Origin of the sequence: Tenacibaculum salmonis (assembly GCF_041053065.1) — a bacterium.
GTDB classification, from domain to species: Bacteria; Bacteroidota; Bacteroidia; order Flavobacteriales; family Flavobacteriaceae; genus Polaribacter; species Polaribacter pacificus_A.
This window is the reverse complement of the sequence record NZ_JBFCVV010000001.1, coordinates 1,522,501-1,545,636: the sequence shown is the minus strand read 5'-3', so window position 1 is coordinate 1,545,636 and position 23,136 is coordinate 1,522,501. Positions and strand designations below refer to the sequence as shown.

The following is a 23,136-nucleotide window of genomic DNA, read 5'->3' as shown; positions in this document are numbered from 1 at the left end:
AATTCAGCATGACGATAATTATTTTATATCCTTTAAAAGCAGTTGAATACTTGTATTTCCGTTCCAAGTATTTTCATCTAGTGCGTATGCAATATCAAATTCATTTTGAATTAAAGGAAGTTTTTTTCCTAAACTAAAACCAATAGAATTATAAGTTCGATTATCAGCTCCATAAATAATATTCAGTTTTAAATGATTTTTATCAGCTCCTACTTGTTTTCCATAACCATTATCTCTAACGGCAGTTGTAGAAAAAGTAGGTCTCATATTTAAAGGGCCAAAAGGTGCCATTTGTTGAATAATTCTAAAAAACTTAGGAGATATTTCTGATAAATCTAATTCGGCGTCAATACTAATTTCAGGAATTAATAAGTTTTTATCGATAGTATTTTTTACTACTTCTTCAAATTTATTTTTAAAATTCTCGTATTGTTCAGGAACTAAAGTTAAACCCGCTGCGTATTTATGTCCACCAAATTGTTCAATAAATTCTGCACATTGTTCTAAGGCATTATACACGTCAAAACCTTTTACCGAACGAGCAGAAGCGGCTAATTTATCGCCACTTTTTGTAAAAACTAAAGTCGGTCTGTAATAGGTTTCAATTAATCTTGAAGCTACAATTCCGATAACTCCTTTGTGCCAAGTTTCATCAAAAACAACTGAAGTAAATTTTTCAGTTTCATTATTATTTTCAATTTGAAGTAAAGCTTCTTCTGTAATTTTTTTATCGAGTCCTTTTCTATCAGCATTAAATTTTTCGATAGCTGAAGCAAATTCAACAGCCGAATCAAAATCTAATTCTGTTAAAAGTTCGACAGCATAATTACCGTGTTTCATTCTACCAGCCGCATTTATCCTCGGAGCGATGATAAAAACAACATCAGTAATTGTTAATTTTTTTTTATCTAATTGTTCAATAATGGCTTTAATTCCGTTTCTTGGTTTTGAATTGATAACCTGTAATCCGAAGTACGTTAAGGTTCTATTTTCGCCAGTCATTGGAACAATATCGGCAGCAATTGCAGTGGCTACCAAATCTAAATAAGGAATTAAATCATCAATAGTTTGATTTCTTTTTGAAGCTAAACCTTGAATCAGTTTAAAACCAACACCACAACCACATAATTCATCATAAGGATAAAAACAATCTTCTTGTTTTGCATTTAAAACAGCAACTGCTTTCGGAATTTCTTTACCAGGTTTATGATGGTCGCAAATAATAAAATCGATGTTTTTTTCGGAAGCGTAAGCAACTTTATCAATGGCTTTAATTCCGCAATCTAAGGCAATAATTAAAGAGAAATCATTGTCATCAGCAAAATCAATTCCCATGTAAGAAACTCCGTAACCTTCGGCATATCTATCAGGAATATATGTAGCAACCTTCGGGTGAATTGTTTTTAAATAAGAAGATAGTAAAGAAACAGCTGTTGTTCCGTCAACATCATAATCGCCGAAAACTAAAATATTTTCATTGTTTGCAATCGCTTTTTCAATTCGTTGCACAGCAATTTGCATATCTTTCATTAAAAAAGGGTCGTGCAAATCATCTAAAGAAGGACGAAAAAATTTTCGAGCTTTATCAAAAGTATCAATATTGCGTTGTACTAAAATTTTAGCCAATGTTTTTTCAACAGATAACTCTTTAGCTAATTGATTTACTTTTAATAAATCGGGTTCTTTTTTTAAAGTCCAACGCATATTTTCTGATACTTATTTGTTATTGATTATGAAAATGAGATGTAATTTTTACTTCGGCAAATTTTCTAAACATTTCCATTACACCACAATATTTATCTACAGATAATTGTACTGCTTTATTAATTTTATCTTCATTTAAATCAGTTCCATAAAAATGATAATCAACAGAAACTTTATGATAATATTTAGGATGTTCTTCGGTTAACTCGCCAGTAACTTCCATTTTAAGGTCTGTAATAGAAGTTCTCATTTTATTTAAAAGAGGAATAATATCTAAACCTGAACAACCTGCTAATGCTGATAACATCATAGCTTTAGGTCTTAAACCATCGCTATTACCGCCATTTTCTTTTCCTGCATCTATAAAAACTTTGTGTCCACTAGGGTTGTCTGTTTCAAATTGCATGTTTTCTTTCCAAACTGTTGTAACTGTATGCGATGCCATATTTTGTGTGTTTTGATACAAGCAAATTTAATAAAGACTCAACAAAAGTTGTTGAATATTTATACAAACTTACTGTTAAACTTCATTTATAAATATATTGATAAGTAAAAAATTGATTGTTTTTTATAAAATAAAAAGGCGATAAAAATAATTTTATCGCCTTTAATATAGTAGTTAGTAGTTATATTACTTTTTTAATAAGTCTCTAATTTCAGATAATAAATCTTCCTGACTTGGTCCTTTTGGAGCTTCAGGAGCAGGTACTTCTTTTTTCTTTAAAGCATTCACACCTTTTACAACCATAAACATTACAAAAGCAACAATTACAAAATCAATAACATTTGTTAAAAATTCTCCATAAAGAATAGCAACTTCACCAGTTACTTTTCCTGCTGCATCAGCAATACCTTCTTTAGCGATGTATTTTAAATCTTTAAAGTCAGCATTAAATAATAGTCCGATTAAAGGAGATACAATTCCACCTGTAAAAGAAGTTACTACTTGTTTAAAAGCAGCACCCATAACAAAACCGACAGCAATGTCGACTAAGTTACCTTTCATTGCAAAGTCTTTAAATTCCTTAAGCATACTCATAATTTTTTGATTTAATTAATAGTTAATACTATGCAATTATAAGTAAAATTTAGTGTTTAACCACTCTTTTTATACGTTGAGATATTGCAGTAATTGTTTCATAAGGAATTGTTTCACATTTATGAGCCATATATTCTATATGTTTTTGATGGTTAAAAAGGATAACTTCATCACCTTCATTACATTCAATTTTACTAACATCAACCATAATCATGTCCATACAAACATTTCCTATAATTGGTACAGGAGTATTATTGATAAAAACAAAACCTTCTTTATTACCTAATTTACGAGAAATTCCATCGGCATGCCCAATAGGAATTGTAGCACTACGTGTAGGTTTACTAGCTACAAAAGCTCTGTTATAACCAACAGTTTCACCAGGTTGAATAATGTGTATTTGTGAAATAACAGATTTTAAAGAGTGTGTGTTTTTTAGTTGTGCAGTTTCATTTTTATTATTAGCAAAACCATATAAACCAATACCAATACGAACCATATCAAATTGAGCTTGAGGATAATTAATAACTCCAGAAGTGTTTAAAATATGAATCATAGGCTTGTAACCTAAATGTTGATAAATTTGTTTTACGATATAGGCAAAGTTATTTATCTGTCCAATAGTAAATTCTTGTTCATTCGGATCTTCGCTTGCTGCTAAATGAGAAAAAATAGATTCAACCTTTATATTGTTCGATTTTTTTAATTCAGAAATAAGTGTTGGTGTATCACTATGCCAAAACCCTAATCTATTTAAACCTGTATTAAATTTAATATGAACAGGGTAATTCATTAAAGGTTTTTCATCTGCTAATTTTAAAAAAGCATCAAATATTTTAAAGTTATATAAACTAGGTTCTAATCGATGTTTTACAATATCTTTTAGATTTTGAATTTGCGGATGTAAAACTAAAATAGGTGTTTTAATACCTGCTTCACGTAAAATAATTCCTTCATTTGAATATGCAACAGCAAAATAATCAACTTTATCTTCTAGTAATTTGGCGATTTCTGTTGATTCACTACCGTAACCAAAAGCTTTTACGACAGCTAAAATTTTAGTTTCAGGTTTTAGTTTTTGCTTAAAATAAGCAAGATTATGTTGTATTGATTTAGCATCAATTTCTAAAATAGTTACGTGATTATTCATCTGATAAATTTTCTTTCTTTTTATGTTGTTCTTGTACAGCTTTGTAATAAGCGGCTCTACTTAACGGTTCGTATTCTTGTAATTCACCTAATAAAACTAGGTCATCATTAGCTGCTTTTCTATGACTGTAATGTGCTAAGTTACCTGTATGTGTGCAAACAGCGTGTACTTTTGTAACATATTCGGCAGTAGCCATTAATGCAGGCATTGGCCCGAAAGGGTTTCCTTTAAAATCCATGTCTAAACCTGCTACAATAACACGAATTCCACTATTAGCTAAATCGTTGCAAACCGCTACAATTCCATCATCAAAAAATTGAGCTTCATCAATACCAACAACATCAACATTGTTAGCTAATAATCTAATATTTGAAGAAGAAGGAACTGGTGTCGATCTAATTTTGGTAGCATCGTGAGATACTACTTGATGCTCATCATAACGAGTATCTATTGCTGGTTTAAAAATTTCGACACGTTGCTTTGCAAATTCGGCACGTTTAAGTCTGCGAATTAATTCTTCAGTTTTTCCTGAAAACATTGAGCCACATATTACTTCTATCCAGCCAAATTGTCCTGTGTTATTTACTGTATTTTCGAGAAACATTTTGTATTTTTAGGCGCTAATTATTTAATTTTGTGTTACTTTCGAGTAGGAAACAAATTTATTAAAATTAAACAGTAAAAATTAAAATCAAAAGAACAACTTATGCACAAAAAGCTAGCGTCAGATTTAACCAGTTTAGCACACAGTATTTTACAGATGAAAAATAAGGATGATGTGTTTGAGTTGAAGCATAAAGCATATGAGGTTTATGAAAAACTTTCGGTTTTAGTTTATATAGAAGAGTATATAAATAATACTCCTAATCCTTCAAAAACAAAAGAAGAATTATTGGAGGATGTTTTATTGGCTGAAGAAAATAGAACTAGAAGTAAAATTGAAAAAAGAGATCTTGAAATTTCTTTATTAAAAAAAGAAACAGTTGTTTATCACTTAGAAGAAGAAGAAGAAGAAGAAGAAGAAGAAGAGATTCCTAAAATTGTTAAAAAAGAAGAAGAACAGATTCAACAGATAATAGAAGAAGTACTTGTAGATAAAATTCAAGAAACTCCTATAAAAAATATAGTAGTAGATACTATTATAGATGTTGTACCCGAAGAAAAGCCTGTAATAAATACTCCTGTAAAAGAAGTTGAAGAAATTATAGAGCAACCTTTTGATGAAATATCACGCTTGTTATCTCAAACTGATGATAATGTTAAAAATGATGTAAAGGATATAGGAGAAATCAAAAATAAAACTCTTGAAGAGGAATTACATGGAACAATATCTGTTGATATTATGGCAGATTTATTTGAAAAAGTAACACCAAAAAAATCATTGAATGATTTGTTACAAACTACAATTCAAATAGATTTAAATGATAGAATTGTTTTTGTAAGACATTTATTTGATGGTAATCAAAATGATTTTAATAGAGTGATTTCTCAATTAAATACATTCAAGACAGAAAAAGAAGCTAAAAGGTTTATCAATAATATGATAAAACCAGATTACGATTGGTCAAATAAAGAGATACATGAAGCTCGATTATTTGAAATTATTGAAAGAAGATTTGCTTAAAAATAGTATAGATGAGTGATAAGAATAGAGAGATGAAGTATATATTTTGCATGAAATGGGGTACGTTATACGGACCTGAATATGTAAATAGATTATACGCTATGGTGAAAAAGAATTTATCATATGATTTTAAAATGGTTTGTTTTACCGATGATAATACTGGTATTATAGATGAGGTTGATTGTTACGAAATTCCAGAAATGAAAATTCGTACAGATATACCTGAAAGAATGTGGAAAAAGTTAACAACCCTAAAAGATGATTTATACGGGCTTGAAGGAACAGCGCTTTTTTTAGATTTAGATATTGTTATTGTTGATAAAATTGATTGCTTTTTTGATGTTGATGGTTCTTTTAGAATAATTAAAGATCATAGTTGGAGATCTTGGAGAATAACAGGAAATTCATCTGTTTATAGGTTTGATATCGGTAAGCACGGATATGTTTTTAATGATTTTATTAAAAATTTTGATGAGATAAGGAAAATCCACAGAAATGAGCAAGAGTATTTAACACACAGTATTAATGATAATTCAAGTCTTCAATATTGGGATAAAAAATGGTGTCCTAGTTTTAAATATGATTGTGTTTCTAGGTTTCCATTAGCTTTTTGGAAGAAACCAGTAATACCTGCTGGTGCAAAAATTATAATTTTTCACGGAGAAATTAATCCACATAACGCTATAAAAGGAGGACGAGGTAAATGGTACAGATATGTTCGCCCTGCACCTTGGGTTGCTGATTACTGGATTAAATAGTAATTATTTATAGTTTATAAAACAGAAAAATACAGCGTAATGCTGTATTTTTCTGTTTTATAAAAGTTCAATTAGCTTTAAAATGAAATTTTTAATATTAATATAGTTATACTTTCAGAGTTAAAACAGGTCTTAAAACATTTTTCGATAAATCTATAGAAACACTCGAATTAAAAAATTGAGATAAACCACTTCTTCCATGAGTTGCTAATGAAACTAAGTCAACATCGTTTTCGTTAGAAAAATTTAAAATACCATCTTGAACTGATGTGTCATTGTATATTTTAATAGAATAATCATCTATTTTATATTTTTCAACAAACGCTTCAATTTTATTTATAGAGTCAGTTGTGTTTTCAAAGTTATTAGGTGTGTTTACCTTTAATAAATAAATTTTACTTTTAAACTTTGTTGCAAAATCTAAAAATCCCTCAAGTGCTTTTGCTTCATCATTTTCAAAGGTAGAAGCGAAAACTAGTTTCTTTAATTTAAAATTATCGTTATCTTTTTTAGTTATAATTATAGGTATTTCAGAATTTCTAACCGTTTTTTCAGTATTCGAACCAATTATAATTTCTTCTAAAGCCGTTTGACCTTTAGAACCCATAACAATTAAGTCTGCATTAATTTTTTTAGAATAGTCTCTAATTCCTTCATAAGGGTTTTGAAAACGAATAGCATGTTTCACATTATTAAAATCAGGAAAAAAGGTGTTCTTATAGTTAATGATTTTTTCTTTAATCATTTTAATATATAACATACTTTCAGGGATAGTTACGTTTGCACCTGATCCCATATCTTTAAATCCACTAGGTAATTCCACCATATGAATTAGGTGTATTTCACCAGCTGTTTTTTTAGCTATTTTAGAAGTTAGTTTTGCAGCATATTCAGAATGCTTTGAGAAATCGATAGGAAGTAATATTTTTTTCATAATTAAAAGATTTAAAGATAGATACTCGTCTAAAGTTACAAAAAATATTCTAAATCAGAAAACTAAAAGACATTTGTATGTTAATGAATAACTTACTATATTTGCACCAAATTTATTAATTAGATTGATACAGGGGACGAGAGTCCCCTCTTTTTATACCTTAGCATGAATCAAGAGAAAGTTAGAGAATTATTAGACGAAGCATTACATGAAAATCAATCATTATATTTAATTGACTTGCAATTTTTAGCAAACAGTAAAATAAAAGTGATTGTTGATGGTGATTCAGGAGTCCCTTTAAATGAATGTATGCGTATTAGTAGAAAAATAGAGCATAATTTAGATAGAGAAGACGAAGATTTTTCTTTGGAAGTAACTACCCCTGATATTGCACATGCATTAACGGTTAAACGCCAGTATAAAAAGAATATAAATAGAATTCTGAAAGTTAAAACAGCAACTGAAGAATTTGAAGGTACGTTAAGCGAAGCAACTGATAAAAGTATTACATTATGTTGGAAAGCAAGAGAGCCTAAGCCAATAGGTAAAGGTAAGCATACGGTAGAGAAGATAATGACTTTGTTGTATCAAGATATTAGTGAAGCAAAAGTGAAGATCATATTTTAATAAGAGAATGAAATGGAAAATATTGCGTTAATTGAGTCATTTTCAGAATTTAAAGATAATAAAAGTATAGATAGAGTAACTCTAATGTCTATCTTAGAGGAAGTTTTTCGTGCAGCATTAAAACGTAGGTTTGGATCAGATGAAAACTTTGATATAATTATTAACCCTGATAAAGGGGATTTAGAAATTTGGAGAAATAGAATTGTAGTAGCAGATGGTTTTTCTGAAGATGATAATGAAGAAATAGAGCTTGCAGAAGCACGAAGAATTGAGCCAGATTTTGAAATTGGTGAAGACGTATCTGAAGAAGTAAAATTAATAGATTTAGGAAGACGTGCTATTTTAGCCTTACGCCAAAATTTAATTTCTAAAATACAAGAACACGATAGCACAAATATCTTTAAGCAGTTTAAAGACTTAGAAGGAGAAATATATAGTGCAGAAGTTCATCATATTCGTCATAATGCAGTAATTTTGTTAGACGATGAAGGAAACGAAATTGTTTTGCCTAAAAGTGAGCAAATTCGTTCTGACTTTTTTAGAAAAGGAGATTCTGTTCGTGGAGTTATAAAGTCAGTAGAATTAAGAGGTAATAAACCTGCTATTATTTTATCAAGAACATCACCAGATTTCTTAGTGAAATTATTTGAACAAGAAATCCCTGAAGTTTTTGACGGATTAATTACCATAGAAGGTGTTGCAAGAATACCTGGTGATAAAGCAAAAGTAGCGGTAGATTCTTATGATGATAGAATTGACCCAGTAGGAGCTTGTGTTGGTGTAAAAGGATCTCGTATTCACGGTATTGTTCGTGAATTAGGAAACGAAAATATTGATGTAATCAATTATACCAAAAATGAAGCTTTATTTGTTGCAAGAGCATTAAGTCCTGCAAAAGTAACTTCAGTTGATATTAAGCCTTACGAAGAAGAAAGAAATGGTAAAAAAGGACGTGTAAGCGTTTTATTAAAGCCAGAAGAAGTATCAAAAGCAATTGGTCGTTCAGGAGTAAATATTCGTTTAGCTAGTGAGTTAACAGGATATGAAATTGACGTACAACGTGAAGGATTAGAAGAAGAAGATGTTGAGTTAACAGAATTTTCTGATGAAATAGAAGCTTGGGTAATTGCAGAATTTAATAAAATTGGTTTAGAAACGGCAAAGAGTGTACTTGAAAAAGACGTTTCAATGTTAGTACAAAGAACTGATTTAGAAGAAGAAACAATATTAGATGTTCAGAGAGTTCTAAGAGAAGAGTTTGAAGAATAATAAACATAAAGGAAATCAGTCTCCTGCTAAATTGATGATAATCAATACAAAATCTGATAAAAAAAGAAAAAAAACGTAACTATACTGATGTATAAAGTGTGTTTTTTGAATATAAAGTATAAAATAATTTATGGCTGAAGGCAACAAATTAATAAGACTTAATAAAGTATTAAGAGAATTTAACATTTCTTTAGATAGAGCTGTAGAACACTTGGCTAAAAACGGTCATAAAGTAGAATCACGTCCTACTGCTAAAATTTCTGATGCGGAATACCAAATATTACTTGATGGGTTTCAAACAGATAAATCGAAGAAAGTGGCCTCAAAAGAAGTTAGCGAAGAAAAGCGTAAAGAAAAGGAAGCTAATCGTCAACGTGTAGAAGAGGAGCAGGAGAAGAAGAGGTTAGAAGACGAAGTGAAAAAGCAAGAAGTTTTAAAAGCCAAAGCTAAAAGATTAGAGGTTAAAACTGTAGGTAAAATTGATATCAAAACTGGAAAACCAGTAGAAGAGAAAAAAATACCTGAACCTATAAAAGAAGCACCAAAAACGGTGATAGAAACAGTTAAGAAAGAAGTGTCTGTTCAAGAAACTAAGATTGTTGAAAAACCAATAATTAAGGTAGTGGAAAAGAAAACAGAATCGATCAAAGTAAAGGTTGAACAGCCTAAAGAAATTAAGATTAAAGAAGTTAAGCCCGAGGTTGTGAAAGCAGAAACACCTAAGAAAATAGAAATAAAAGAAGTTAAAAAGGTTGTGGAAAAAAAGCCAGAGGAAGTAAAAGCAGAAAAGCCTGTAGAAATTACAGCTGAAAATGCTGTGAAATTAGAAACGCAGTATAAAAAACTTGATGGGCCTAAAATTACAGGTATTAAAATTGATTTAAAACAATTTGAAAGACCTAAAAAGAAGAAACCAGAAGCTAAAACAGACGCAGATAAAAGAAAGCGTAAACGTATTAGTAAGCCAGGAACACCTGCTGCTAAAGCAACAGGAGAAAAAAGAGTTGTAAGACCTGCTCAAAATAGAAGCGGTGGAAATCGTACACCATTTAGAGGTAGACCAGCTCAAAGACCAGCCGTTAAAAAAGAAGAACCAACTGAAGCAGAAGTACAAAAACAAGTACGTGAAACTTTAGAAAGACTTCAAGGTAAATCTAAAAGAGGTAAAGGTGCTAAGTACCGTAGAAATAAAAGAGAGGCTCACAGAGAACATACTGAAGCTGAATTAGAAGCACAAGCTTTAGATAGTAAAATATTAAAAGTAACAGAATTTGTTACTGTAAGTGAAGTTGCTACAATGATGGATGTTCCTGTAACAAACATTATTTCTTCATGTATGATGTTAGGAATGATGGTAACAATGAATCAACGTTTAGATGCTGAAACATTAGTTATTGTTGCTGAAGAGTTTAATTATAAAGTGGAATTTGTTGGAGCTGAAGTAGAGGAATCTATTGAAGAAGTTGAAGACAAACCAGAAGATTTAATAAATCGTGCACCAATTATTACGGTAATGGGTCACGTAGATCATGGTAAAACATCGTTGTTAGATTATATTCGTAAAGCGAACGTAATTGAAGGTGAATCAGGAGGAATTACACAACATATTGGTGCGTATTCTGTACCAGTTGGAGAACAACAAATAGCCTTTTTAGATACACCAGGTCACGAGGCCTTTACAGCAATGCGTGCTCGTGGAGCTCAAGTAACCGATTTAGTAATTATTGTAGTTGCTGCCGATGATGATGTAATGCCTCAAACAAAAGAAGCAATATCTCACGCACAAGCAGCTGGAGTTCCAATTATATTTGCTATTAACAAGATTGATAAGCAAAATGCGAACCCAGATAATATTAAAACACAATTATCAGCTATGAATTTATTAGTTGAAGATTGGGGTGGTAATATTCAATCACAAGAAATTTCAGCTAAAACAGGACAAGGAGTTGAAGAGTTACTTGAAAAAGTATTATTAGAAGCTGAAATATTAGAATTAAAAGCTAATCCTGATAAAAAAGCAACAGGAGCAGTTGTTGAAGCTTTATTAGATAAAGGTAGAGGTTATGTATCAACAATTTTAGTACAAGCAGGTACTTTAAAAATTGGAGACTATATTTTAGCAGGTAAGCATAGTGGTAAAGTTAGAGCTATGTTTGATGATAAAGGTAAAAAAGTCTTAGCAGCAGGACCTTCTACACCAGTATCAATTTTAGGATTAGACGGAGCACCACAAGCAGGTGATAAGTTTAATGTATTTGAAGATGAGCGTGAAGCCAAACAAATTGCAGCAAAACGTTCTCAATTACAACGTGAGCAATCTGTAAGAACTCAAAAAACATTAACATTAGCAGAAATTGGTCGTCGTATCGCATTAGGAGATTTCAAAGAATTAAACATTATCTTAAAAGGAGATGTAGATGGTTCGGTAGAAGCCTTAACAGATTCATTCCAGAAATTATCTACTGAAGAAATTCAAGTAAATATTTTACATAAAGGAGTTGGAGCAATTACAGAATCTGATGTATTATTAGCAACAGCTTCAGATGCAATTATTGTTGGATTTAATGTACGTCCACAATCAAATGCAAGAGTTATAGCTGATAGAGAAGAAGTAGATATTAGAACTTATTCTATTATTTATGATGCTATTAATGATCTTAAAGATGCCATGGAAGGAATGTTATCTCCTGATATGAAAGAAGAAATTCTTGGTAATGTTGAAATTAGAGAAGTTTATAAAATTTCTAAAGTTGGTAACATTGCAGGATGTATGGTAATGAGTGGTAAAGTAACTAGAGATGCTAAAATCCGTATTATTAGAGATGGTATTGTAGTTCATGACGGTTTATTATCATCATTAAAACGATTTAAAGATGATGTTAAAGAAGTTACAAAAGGATACGATTGTGGTCTTCAAATAAAAGGTTACAACGATATTCAAGAAAGAGATGTAATTGAAGCTTATACTGAAATAGCAGTTAAGAAGAAGTTGAAATAAAACATACAACATTGATATAATAAAAAAAGACACCTTAATTTAAGGTGTCTTTTTTTGTTTATAATCTAAATAAAATAGATGTATTTTATTTAGATTAAATACAAATAAGATGTATATTTGCCCAGTAATAAATTTGAATATGGAAAATATTATAAAAATATACGATAATAACATTGGAATTTCATTCTGTTGGAAAGATACTAGCAATACTTTAGTTCAAATAATATTTAGGGATACTGGCTTTCATTTAACCGAAAATGAAATAGAAGAGTTTTCAGAAAAAGTACTCGATTCTAAAAGTCAAAAAAATTGTGCTAATTGTCCAAAAGCAGATAATTGTAAATCTATTTTGTTACAAACTCCATCAGAAAAAATAAGTATGGCAGTTTCACAAATTGAATTAGGGCAAATAGATGATTTATTGAAAGGAACATTATTTCAAATGCGAATGAATAATTATTTAGATGATTTATGTAAAAATTAAAAGCTTAATTTTCTTTAATTAAATACATGTAAACAGGGTAATGGTCGCTGTAACCACCTGTATATTTTGAATAAGAAAAACTTCTAAAAGGATAGCCTTTATAGCGTCCTTTTTTTTGTGTTAAAAATTGTTTATTAAAAATTCCAGCTTTAAACATTTTAAAAGAAGTAAAATTTTTATCACCTGTATTTAATAGCTCTGAACTAATAATTATTTGATCAAATAAATTAATATTATCTCTATATCCTAAGGTATTGAAACCTTTACGAAACATATTTTCAAAAGGATTATAAAGATCACCTTCTTGAATATTCTTTTTTTTTGCTTTTGTTTTTAGTACTTTTTTAAAACTACTATTAATAGGGTCATCATTAAAATCGCCAAGAATTAATATTTTAGGTGTTAAGTCATTTTTTTTAATTTGTTCAATAATTTGAGTTACTTTATAAGCTGTTTTTTCACGTAACGGTCTGCTTTTAGATTCACCACCTCTGCGAGATGGCCAATGATTTACAAGTATATGAATTAATTCATCATCTAAATAACCAGAAACCCATAGTATATCTCTGGTATATACTTTTTTGTTATCATTATAAATATGAGGATTGAAAGCTTCAAAATGTACGGGTTTAAAATATTTTTTCTGATATAATAGTGCTACATCAATACCTCGTTTATCAGGAGAATCAAAATGAATGATTCCATAATTTTTATTTTTAAGGTTTTCAGAATTGACTAAATCATTTAAAACCTTTTTGTTTTCAATTTCGGCAACGCCAAGAATTGCTGGACTTGTTTTTGTTTTTTCAGCTCCTAATTGTAAAATAACATCGCTTAACTTTGAAATTTTATCCCAATAAATTTTTTGTTTATTTCCTTTGATTGACATTATTGGACTTGCTTCATCATTTTTTGAGACATCATTAATAGTATCAAAAAGATTTTCAAGATTATAAAAACCAACAGTTCTTATTTTGTATTTTTTTTGAGCCTGTAGTTTATCAGAAAATAGAGTAATGATTATAATAATTATAAGTAGTATTATTTTTTTCATTCTAAAACATTTTACATCAAAAATAAAACAAATTTTAAATTCAAAAGTCTGTCAATTAAAAACACCTAGATTTTTTAATATTAGCTTAACAAATTAAATATATATGCGACTTAATTTAGGCGAGATATACTAATGTGTTTTATAATAGTGTTTTAACTTTTTTAAAGAGTTATTTATGAAGAGTTTTATAATAACAATGTTATTGCTGTTTTTAAGTTTATTTACTTTAAACGCACAAAATAATGTACAAGGAATTATTATTCATGGAGATACTGAAATACCGTTAGAAAGTGTAATTATTAGAATAGAAAAAACTACTATTATTAGTAAAACAAATGTTGATGGTACTTTTACAATAAATAATTTACCTAAAGGAAAACAACTTGTCGTTATTTCGTCAAAAGGATTTGAAACTCAGAATTTTCCTGTGGTATTATCCGATAAAGTACTGAATTTAGGAACTATTTTTTTATATGAAGATACTGTAAAATATGAAGATTTAAGTACAATTACACTTACAGATGATGAATTAAATGATGAATCAAATACTGCAGATAATATTTCTGGTTTATTACAAGCTTCAAAAGATGTTTATTTAAGGACTACCGCTTATGAATGGAGTTCATCTTTTTACAGAATTAAAGGTTTGGGTTCTGAAAATTCAAAGGTACTTATCAATGGTATTGAAATGAATAAATTATATAATGGTCGTCCTCAATGGAGTAATTGGGGTGGCTTAAATGATGTATTAAGAAATCAAGATTTTAGCAACGGATTATTACCTTCAGCTTATACTTTTGGCGGTGTTTTAGGTGTTACGAATATGAATACTCGTGCTTCTGATTATAGAGCAGGTGGTAAAATTTCTTATGCATCATCAAATAGAAGTTATTCTCATCGTTTAATGGCGATGTATGCTACGGGAATACTTAAAAATGGCTGGGCACTTACGGTATCAGTAAGTAAACGAAAAGCTAATGAAGGTTTTATTGACGGAACAATGTATAATGCAAACTCCTTATTTATTTCTTTAGAAAAAATATTTAATGATAATCATAGTATAAATGCAACGGCTATTTATGCTAAAAATTCAAGAGGAAAATCGGCAGCAAATACACAAGAAGTTTACGATATTAAAGGCATCAAATACAATCCTTATTGGGGTTTTCAAAATGGAAAAATTAGAAATTCTCGTATCAAAAGAATTGAAGAACCTATTTTTATGTTGAATCATTATTGGAATATCCGAAGTAAAACCACTTTAGAAACTGGTATTGCGTATCAATTTGGTAAAACGGGAAATTCTCGTATTGATTTTAACGGAGGAAATGACCCTGACCCAACGTATTATAGAAAATTACCTAATTATTTTTTAAAGGATTCTTATTATGGTAAAGATTTTGAAAATGCGTATAAATCACTAGTAAAATTTCAAAATGATGGACAACTAAATTGGAATAACTTATATGTAGGAAATGAAAAAAGTGGCGACAATGCATTATTTGCACTTTATGAAGATAGAACTGATGATAAACAATTAACTGTAAACACTATTTTAAATTCAGAACTAACTAATAATATTACGTTAAATGCGAATTTAGAATATCGAAAATTGGCTTCAGAAAATTTTGCAAATGTTTTAGATTTATTTGGAGCTACGGGATATTTAGATATCAATAAATTTGGGAATTTTGGTCAAGATGATTATCAAAATGATGTATTGCATCCTAATAGAATCGCAAAAGTTGGAGATAGATTTAAATATAATTATGAATTAGATGCCGAAGTATATGGTGGTTTCGCACAATTACAATTTAAATATAATAAGATAGATTTTTTTATCGCAGGAACTGTAAACAATACAAGTTATCAGCGAAAAGGTTTGTATAAAAATGGAATTTATCCTGGTGATGTTACAAATACTGAAATTCCAACTTCTTTTGGGACTTCAGAAAAGTTAAAATTCTTTGGTTATGGAGCTAAATCGGGTTTTACCTATAAAGTTTCAGGACGACATTTATTAAATTTTAATGGTGGTTATATTAGCAAAGCACCTTCAATTCGAAATTCTTTTGCTAATTCAAGATTAAATAATTTAACGGTTGATTCGGTTGGTAATTTATTGAATGAAAAAATAATGTCTTTTGATGCCAGCTATATTGTAAGAAGTCCTTTTCTAACTGCAAAACTTACAGGATATTATACTACAATTAAAGATGCTACTGATATTGCTTTTTATTTTACAAGTGCTGAAAATCTTTTTATTCAAGAAATTGTAACAGGAATAAATAAGAAACATCTAGGTGTTGAATTAGGTATTGAGGCACAAGTTTTATCGACTTTTAAATTACGAGCAGCAGCAAATTTAGGGCAATATACTTATGATAATAATCCAAATATTGCTTTAGCTTCAGAAATAAGTATTGATTCTGAAAGAGCGGGTTTTGATAAAAGAGGAATAAAAGATTATGGGAAATCAAGTCTTAAAAATTATAAAGTAGCTTCTGGTCCGCAAACAACGTATTCTTTTGGTTTTGATTATCGAGACCCTGATTATTGGTTTGTTGGCGTAACTGGTAATTATTTAGATAACGCTTATGTTGATCCATCAGCTATAAAAAGAACAACTTCTTTTATTTCTGATGATGAGCAACTTTTCCCAAACTTTGACCCAGTTTTAGCACGAAAACTATTAACTCAAGAAAAATTTGACGGCTATTTTACTTTAAATGCAATTGGCGGTAAAACTTGGCGAGTTGGTAAAAATAAGTATGTCGGATTTTTTGCAAGTGTCAGTAATTTGTTAAATAAAGCTTATAAAACAGGTGGATATGAGCAAGGGCGAACAGCTAATTATGGATTAGAAAGTAAAGATAACGCTTACGGAATACCTGTTTTTGGTACTAAATATTGGTACGGAAGAGGTGCTAGTTATTTCTTAAATATAAATTATAGATTTTAAAATCATCTTTAAAAAAATAAAACGTAGAAAAAATGAGGGCTATCATAAAGAAAAATATATTTAAATTCTTTTGTATCATTTTTATAATGTTGTCTTTTTTATCTTGTGTAGAAGATGGCGAATTTGAACTTCCTACTTTAGGAGCTGAGAAAGAATACAAAAATTTAAAATCGTTAACTGAAATTGCTAGTTTATATCAAGGTAGTTTAGTTGAAATTAAAGAAGATATTACAACTTCGGCATATGTAACGTCTAATGATAGAGCAGGTAATTTTTTTAAGTCAATTTTTATTCAAGATGCTTTTGAAAATCCAACAATTGGTTTTGAAATCAAAATAAATGATACCAATTTACACGCAAGATATACCGTAGGACGTAAAATTTTTATAAAAATGAAAGGCTTGTTTTTAAATAAAAATAAAGACGGAAGTTATCAAATAGGTGATAGAAATACCTTCGGAAATGCAATTGATAGAATAGGCGTAAACGATTATGTTAATTTTATTGATAGAGCTTCTGAAATTGCAACTATAACACCTCTTGCTTTAAAAATAAATGAATTATCAGAAAAATATCAGAATATACTTATCAAAATAAATAAAGTGCAATCTGAAATAAAAGGTTTACAATATGCTTGGCCAAAAGCAGGTAGTTCTATTTATTTTGTTGATAGAATGCTAGTTTCGTGTGAATCATCAGAAAAAATAATTTTTAGAAATAGTATTTTTTCAACATTTAAAGGGTTATTTATTCCTGATAAAAAAGGAGCTATTACTGGAGTTTTTACGATTGTGGAATCAGAAAAAATGGTAATGATTAGAGATACAAAAGATATTAATTTCACTGAAGATTATGGCTGTTTTAATAATCCAACATTAGCTTCGTTATCTGATGTGAAAAATTTATTTACTCAAGATGAAACATTGATTTCTGAAAATTTAAAAATAAAAGTAGTAGTTACTTCTGATAGTAGTAAAGGTAATATTTCAACTAAAAATGCTTTTGCTCAAGATGCTTCAGCAGGAATTTTATTAAATTTTACCGATACTCATAATTTAAATTTAGGTGATGAAATTGAAATAGCTGTTGGCGAATTATCATTAACAAAACAAAATGGTTTATTACAGTTAAATTTGACATCAAAAAACATAGTAACCAAAACAACTGGTATATTACCACTTGCCGAATTAATTACTATTGAACAAGCTTTATCAGGTAATTACGAAAGTAAATTAGTCAAAATTGAAGATGTTCAGTTTAAAAATATCACAAAAAAATATTTAGGATTAAATACTTTAACTTCTGATTGTGATAATGAATTAAAAATATCATCAATAGAAACAACAGCCATATTTTATAATAATCAAGTAAATGATAAAAAAGGAACTATTACTGGAATAATGACACAAAATAATGAGGTTTTTATCCATATTAGAGATGAATCTGATATTGATTTTAATGAAAATTATGAATGTACATCTGTTGATAATAATCCAATATCTAATGATTTGTTTTTTTCAGAATATGCAGAAGGAAGTAGTAGTAATAAATATATTGAAATTTATAACGGAACAGGTGAAGTAGTTGATTTATCAAATTATAAGGTTGAATTATATATTAACGGTTCAACAGTTTCTTCAAAAAATATATTTCTGAATACATTGTCAAATACATTACTTGATAAAGAGGATGTTTTTGTTATTTATCATACTAAGGCTTCTAATTTTATAAAAAGTGAAGGAGATATCAATGCTTCTGTAGCTTTTTTTAATGGTGATGATGCCGTAGTTTTAAAACATAATGATATTATTATTGATGTAATTGGTTTGGTAGGCGAAGACCCAGGGACGGCTTGGGAGGTTGCTGGAGTTTCAAATGCAACTCAAAATCATACTTTGATAAGAAAATCATCAGTAATTAAAGGAAATACTACTTGGAATATAAGTGCAGGAACAAATATTAGTAATTCTGAATGGGAAGTAAAAGATCAGGATTATTTTTCATCCGTAGGAAAAAAATAATAACATAGTTGTTTTAATAGTTTAGTTAATAAGATAAATTAATTTTTTAAATAATTAAGGAAAACAAATAATTTACATTGATTTCAATTTGTTTTTTTAATGAAAAAGTACTAATAACATAGTTTTTTTATTAAAAAAAACAGTAAAAAATCATGTTTTTTTGATGTTTAAAAACTTGTTAATAAGTGTTTAAGTTGTTTTTTTTATTAATAATTTTTTATCATTTTATATTACTGATTCTTCTGTATTTACTTGAAAAAAATAACATAAACCTAACACACGCACAAAGTAGGGGTTGTAATTTTGTTAACCTTAAAAAAAACCAAAAATGGGGGATCCATATATTTTAATGTTAATCGGGTTAGCAGTTTTAGCTATTATCGATTTAGTTGTAGGTGTTAGTAATGATGCTGTTAATTTTTTAAACTCTGCGATTGGTTCAAAAGCAATTCGGGTTCGAAATATAATGATAATTGCTAGTGTTGGTGTGTTCTTCGGAGCTGTAACATCTAGTGGTATGATGGAAGTAGCACGTAAAGGAATATTCAACCCCAACATGTTTATGTTTCAAGACATCATGTTTATTTTTATGGCGGTAATGATTACGGATGTTTTACTGCTCGATATTTTTAATTCCCTTGGGATGCCAACTTCTACTACGGTATCCATTGTATTTGAATTGCTAGGTGCGGCTGTTTGTATTTCGTTATTAAAAATTTCAGCAAATGATTCTCAGTCTATTACAGATATTTGGAATTATATTAACCATGAAAAAGCTGTAGAAATTATACAAGGAATCTTACTTTCCGTAGTGATTGCTTTTTCAGTAGGTGCAATTGTACAGTTTATATCTAGAATAATATATACCTTTAATTTTGAAAAAAGAAAGACTTATGTAAGTGCTTTATTTGGAGGTTTTGCTATTACTGCAATTACTTACTTTATCATTATTAAAGGAATGAAAGGTACGCCTTGGTATACCGATATTAAAGGATCAATAGAAGGAAATACTTTATTAATTATTTCGGCAAGTTTTGTCGTTTGGAGTTTAATTTCTCAATTTTTAATTAGTGTATTTAAAATTAATATTTTAAAATTAATTATTGGTGTTGGAACTTTTTCTTTAGCAATGGCTTTTTCAGGAAATGATTTAGTGAATTTTGTTGGAGTACCAATTGCAGCATTAAATTCATACGATGCATGGAAAGCTTCAGGTGTATCGGCTGATGCATTTTCAATGGGTATTTTAGCTAAAAAAGTACCATCTAATGTATGGTTGTTATTGGTTGCTGGTGCCATTATGGTTGTTACTTTATGGACTTCTAGTAAAGCACAAGATGTAATTAAAACAGGTATTAATTTATCTAGACAAGGTGAAGGTCATGAAAAATTTCAACCAAATCCATTATCTAGAATTGTTGTTAGAATAGCAATGTTAATTAACGTAGGTATTCGTAAAGTATTTCCAGATAAAATATTGGCTTTTGTAGATTCTAAATTTCAGAAACCAGTAATAGATTTATCTAGAGATAAAACATACGAAATGCCAGCTTTTGATTTAGTAAGAGCTGCTGTAAATTTAATTGTTGCGGGTATTTTAATATCAATTGCAACTTCAATGAAATTACCATTATCAACAACTTACGTAACATTTATGGTGGCAATGGGTACATCTTTAGCAGATAGAGCTTGGGGACGTGAAAGTGCTGTATATAGAGTTGCAGGTGTAATTAATGTAGTAGGAGGTTGGTTTTTAACAGCATTAATTGCTTTTATTGCGGCTGGGGTTATCGCTTACTTAATTAGTTGGAGTATGGTAATGATTCCTGTTTTATTATTATTAGTGGTTTTCTTAATTGGTAGAAATACATTAATCCATAGAAAAAAATCGAAAGAAGAGAAAAAACAAATTCATATTGAAAGAGCTGAATTAATTACTATTAACGGAGTAATTGAAGAAAGTGCTGATCATATTGCTGGTGTTGCAACTCGTGTAAATAAATTATATACCAATGTTGTTAATGATTTAGCTGAACACGATTTAAACAAGTTACGTAAAACTGATAAACATGTAGCGAAGTTAAATGATGAAATTGATGGATTAAAAGATGGTGTTTTCTATTTTATTAAATCATTAGATGAAACATCAGTACAAGCAAGTAGATTTTATATATTAGTTCTTGGTTATTTACAAGATGTAGCTCAATCTATTAGTTATATTTCTAGAGCAAGTTTTAAACATGTAAATAACAATCATAAAAACTTAAAGAAAGAACAACTAGACGATTTAAAACATATTGACAATACGCTTTCTAAATTATTAGATGATATTAGTGATACTTTTGATAACAGAACGTTTGATAATCTAGAACTTATTATCAATGAAAAGAAAGAGTTATTGAGAAAGGTTTCTACTTCTATCGAAAAACAAGTTGCTCGTATTAGAAAAGACGAAACAAGTCCTAAAAACACTACATTATACTTTAGTGTTTTACTTGAAACACAAGATTTAGTTTCTGCTCTTATGAGTTTACTAGAAACTTATGAAGAGTTTCATATAAGTAGTAGAGATAACTAAAAAAGTTATTCAACTAAAATCAATTAAAACCCTCAATTATTAATTGAGGGTTTTTTTATTCGTTTTCTTATTTTTATTATTGATTTTTTTTAGAAGCAATTTCCCGCTTTCCGCACTCGCTTTTTTTGTTTTTTCGAAAAGAAAACCAAAAAAGAGCTCAAACAAATGCTTCAATTGGGGCTAGGCATTTGTACAAAACTATTATAATTTCTTATTTTATTGATTATTTAGAGTTTTTTTAAAACAAGATTCCCGTCATGTTGAATTTATTTCAGCATCACATAATACAAAGAACTATGGAAAATAAGGATTTTAAAAAAAAATAAACCAGCTGTAAACCGAATAAACCAGCTGTTTTAAATTCAAATAATTAAAAAGAATAAAAAAAATATTTAAATTAAGGTATTGAAAAACAATTAATTAAAAAACACTTTCAAAATAAATAAAAAAACATGCTTGCTGTTCCAACAAAAGGACGTAGATTTGCAACCGCTAACGGAAAAACGCAAGTTTAATAAGTTATCAAAAGCTCATTAAAATATCGGTAAATAATACATTAATAAAATGTAAAAAATAAGTTAAGTTTAGCTTGTTTGTAACAAATAAAAGGATGTATATTTGCAACCGCTTTCAGAAAGCGTAACGATTAAAGAAATTTGGAAATGACAATAATATGTCAGTTAGTTCGATTCTAACGTTTCTACAAAAAATGATAAGATTATTCTTATCTCTGGTTTTTTTAAAGAGAACTAGGTTCATTGAAAATATTGAAATTGACAGCGTAAAATAAGAGTAGAATAACCACGTTCTATTAAATTAGAACAAATTCTTTTGAAACTTATTCATTAATATTATTTAAAATATACAATGAAGAGTTTGATCCTGGCTCAGGATGAACGCTAGCGGCAGGCTTAACACATGCAAGTCGAGGGGTAACAGGTAGCTTGCTATGCTGACGACCGGCGAACGGGTGCGTAACGCGTATAGAATCTGCCTTGTACAGGAGGATAGCCTTTAGAAATGAAGATTAACACTCCATAATGTAGTGATTCGGCATCGAACCACTATTAAACATTTATGGGTACAAGATGACTATGCGTCCTATTAGCTAGATGGTGAGGTAACGGCTTACCATGGCGACGATAGGTAGGGGGTCTGAGAGGATTATCCCCCACACTGGTACTGAGACACGGACCAGACTCCTACGGGAGGCAGCAGTGAGGAATATTGGTCAATGGAGGCAACTCTGAACCAGCCATGCCGCGTGCAGGATGACTGCCCTATGGGTTGTAAACTGCTTTTATACAGGAAGAAACCGTGCTACGTGTAGCGCCTTGACGGTACTGTAAGAATAAGGACCGGCTAACTCCGTGCCAGCAGCCGCGGTAATACGGAGGGTCCGAGCGTTATCCGGAATCATTGGGTTTAAAGGGTCCGCAGGCGGTCAATTAAGTCAGAGGTGAAATCCCATCGCTCAACGATGGAACTGCCTTTGATACTGATTGACTTGAGTTATATGGAAGTAGATAGAATAAGTAGTGTAGCGGTGAAATGCATAGATATTACTTAGAATACCGATTGCGAAGGCAGTCTACTACGTATATACTGACGCTGAGGGACGAAAGCGTGGGGAGCGAACAGGATTAGATACCCTGGTAGTCCACGCCGTAAACGATGGATACTAGTTGTTGGACTTCGGTTCAGTGACTAAGCGAAAGTGATAAGTATCCCACCTGGGGAGTACGGTCGCAAGACTGAAACTCAAAGGAATTGACGGGGGCCCGCACAAGCGGTGGAGCATGTGGTTTAATTCGATGATACGCGAGGAACCTTACCAGGGCTTAAATGTGGTCTGACAGCTTTAGAGATAGAGTTTTCTTCGGACAGATCACAAGGTGCTGCATGGTTGTCGTCAGCTCGTGCCGTGAGGTGTC

16 protein-coding genes and 1 rRNA gene (1 of these 17 only partly in view) are annotated in these 23,136 nt (G+C 29.9%); 10 read left to right on the top strand and 7 right to left on the bottom strand.

Going from position 1 to position 23,136, the window contains the following annotated elements; all coding sequences use genetic code 11:
- Positions 1-18 precede the first annotated feature (18 nt).
- The 5 genes from recJ to AB0T67_RS06730 all read right to left on the bottom strand — a co-directional run bounded on the left by recJ (position 19) and on the right by AB0T67_RS06730 (position 4,497).
- Positions 19-1,704 carry a single-stranded-DNA-specific exonuclease RecJ gene (gene recJ / locus AB0T67_RS06750; RefSeq protein ID WP_369219672.1) on the bottom strand — a complete coding sequence of 562 codons (1,686 nt, stop codon included), beginning with the start codon at positions 1,702-1,704 and terminating at the stop codon, positions 19-21.
- A 19-nt stretch (positions 1,705-1,723) separates the two neighbouring features.
- On the bottom strand, positions 1,724-2,149 hold the full coding sequence (locus tag AB0T67_RS06745) for an OsmC family protein (RefSeq protein WP_369219671.1): 426 nt from the start codon (positions 2,147-2,149) through the stop codon (positions 1,724-1,726).
- A gap of 186 nt (positions 2,150-2,335) precedes the next feature.
- Entirely contained in the window at positions 2,336-2,737 is a 402-nt protein-coding gene (gene mscL, locus AB0T67_RS06740) for a large-conductance mechanosensitive channel protein MscL (protein WP_369220496.1), read from the bottom strand.
- A 55-nt stretch (positions 2,738-2,792) separates the two neighbouring features.
- Complete coding sequence (gene alr / locus AB0T67_RS06735; RefSeq protein ID WP_369219670.1) at positions 2,793-3,893, bottom strand: alanine racemase; 1,101 nt, start codon at positions 3,891-3,893, stop codon at positions 2,793-2,795.
- On the bottom strand, positions 3,886-4,497 hold the full coding sequence (locus tag AB0T67_RS06730) for a thymidine kinase (RefSeq protein WP_271231232.1): 612 nt from the start codon (positions 4,495-4,497) through the stop codon (positions 3,886-3,888). The genes alr and AB0T67_RS06730 overlap by 8 nt, the downstream gene beginning before the upstream one ends.
- A gap of 102 nt (positions 4,498-4,599) precedes the next feature.
- Between AB0T67_RS06730 and AB0T67_RS06725 the strand changes: the two genes are divergently transcribed.
- Both AB0T67_RS06725 and AB0T67_RS06720 read left to right on the top strand, forming a co-directional pair.
- Positions 4,600-5,517, top strand: a complete 918-nt coding sequence (locus AB0T67_RS06725) for a hypothetical protein (protein WP_369219669.1) — start codon at positions 4,600-4,602, stop codon at positions 5,515-5,517.
- Between the two features lie 11 nt (positions 5,518-5,528).
- Complete coding sequence (locus tag AB0T67_RS06720) at positions 5,529-6,275, top strand: glycosyltransferase (RefSeq protein WP_271231234.1); 747 nt, start codon at positions 5,529-5,531, stop codon at positions 6,273-6,275.
- Between the two features lie 106 nt (positions 6,276-6,381).
- On the opposite strand, the gene AB0T67_RS06715 is transcribed toward AB0T67_RS06720, so the two are convergent.
- The gene (locus tag AB0T67_RS06715; protein WP_271231235.1) at positions 6,382-7,209 is read right to left on the bottom strand and encodes a universal stress protein; all 828 of its coding nucleotides are present in this window, start codon (positions 7,207-7,209) and stop codon (positions 6,382-6,384) included.
- Between the two features lie 165 nt (positions 7,210-7,374).
- Here AB0T67_RS06715 and rimP point away from each other — a divergent pair, with 165 nt between their 5' ends.
- The 4 genes from rimP to AB0T67_RS06695 all read left to right on the top strand — a co-directional run bounded on the left by rimP (position 7,375) and on the right by AB0T67_RS06695 (position 12,587).
- Entirely contained in the window at positions 7,375-7,836 is a 462-nt protein-coding gene (gene rimP / locus AB0T67_RS06710) for a ribosome assembly cofactor RimP (protein ID WP_369219668.1), read from the top strand.
- Positions 7,837-7,848: 12 nt separating this feature from the next.
- The gene (gene nusA, locus AB0T67_RS06705) at positions 7,849-9,105 is read left to right on the top strand and encodes a transcription termination factor NusA (RefSeq protein WP_271231237.1); all 1,257 of its coding nucleotides are present in this window, start codon (positions 7,849-7,851) and stop codon (positions 9,103-9,105) included.
- A 130-nt stretch (positions 9,106-9,235) separates the two neighbouring features.
- Complete coding sequence (gene infB / locus AB0T67_RS06700) at positions 9,236-12,103, top strand: translation initiation factor IF-2 (protein ID WP_369219667.1); 2,868 nt, start codon at positions 9,236-9,238, stop codon at positions 12,101-12,103.
- Positions 12,104-12,242: 139 nt separating this feature from the next.
- Complete coding sequence (locus AB0T67_RS06695; RefSeq protein WP_369219666.1) at positions 12,243-12,587, top strand: hypothetical protein; 345 nt, start codon at positions 12,243-12,245, stop codon at positions 12,585-12,587.
- A gap of 4 nt (positions 12,588-12,591) precedes the next feature.
- On the opposite strand, the gene AB0T67_RS06690 is transcribed toward AB0T67_RS06695, so the two are convergent.
- The gene (locus AB0T67_RS06690; RefSeq protein ID WP_369219665.1) at positions 12,592-13,641 is read right to left on the bottom strand and encodes an endonuclease/exonuclease/phosphatase family protein; all 1,050 of its coding nucleotides are present in this window, start codon (positions 13,639-13,641) and stop codon (positions 12,592-12,594) included.
- A 175-nt stretch (positions 13,642-13,816) separates the two neighbouring features.
- Between AB0T67_RS06690 and AB0T67_RS06685 the strand changes: the two genes are divergently transcribed.
- From AB0T67_RS06685 to AB0T67_RS06670, 4 genes are all read left to right on the top strand, one after another.
- The gene (locus tag AB0T67_RS06685; RefSeq protein WP_369219664.1) at positions 13,817-16,603 is read left to right on the top strand and encodes a carboxypeptidase-like regulatory domain-containing protein; all 2,787 of its coding nucleotides are present in this window, start codon (positions 13,817-13,819) and stop codon (positions 16,601-16,603) included.
- A 32-nt stretch (positions 16,604-16,635) separates the two neighbouring features.
- Positions 16,636-18,624, top strand: a complete 1,989-nt coding sequence (locus AB0T67_RS06680; RefSeq protein WP_369219663.1) for a DUF5689 domain-containing protein — start codon at positions 16,636-16,638, stop codon at positions 18,622-18,624.
- Positions 18,625-18,952: 328 nt separating this feature from the next.
- Complete coding sequence (locus tag AB0T67_RS06675) at positions 18,953-21,202, top strand: inorganic phosphate transporter (RefSeq protein WP_369219662.1); 2,250 nt, start codon at positions 18,953-18,955, stop codon at positions 21,200-21,202.
- 864 nt (positions 21,203-22,066) lie between these two features.
- Positions 22,067-23,136, top strand: a 16S ribosomal RNA gene (locus tag AB0T67_RS06670) (it continues 448 nt past the right edge of the window).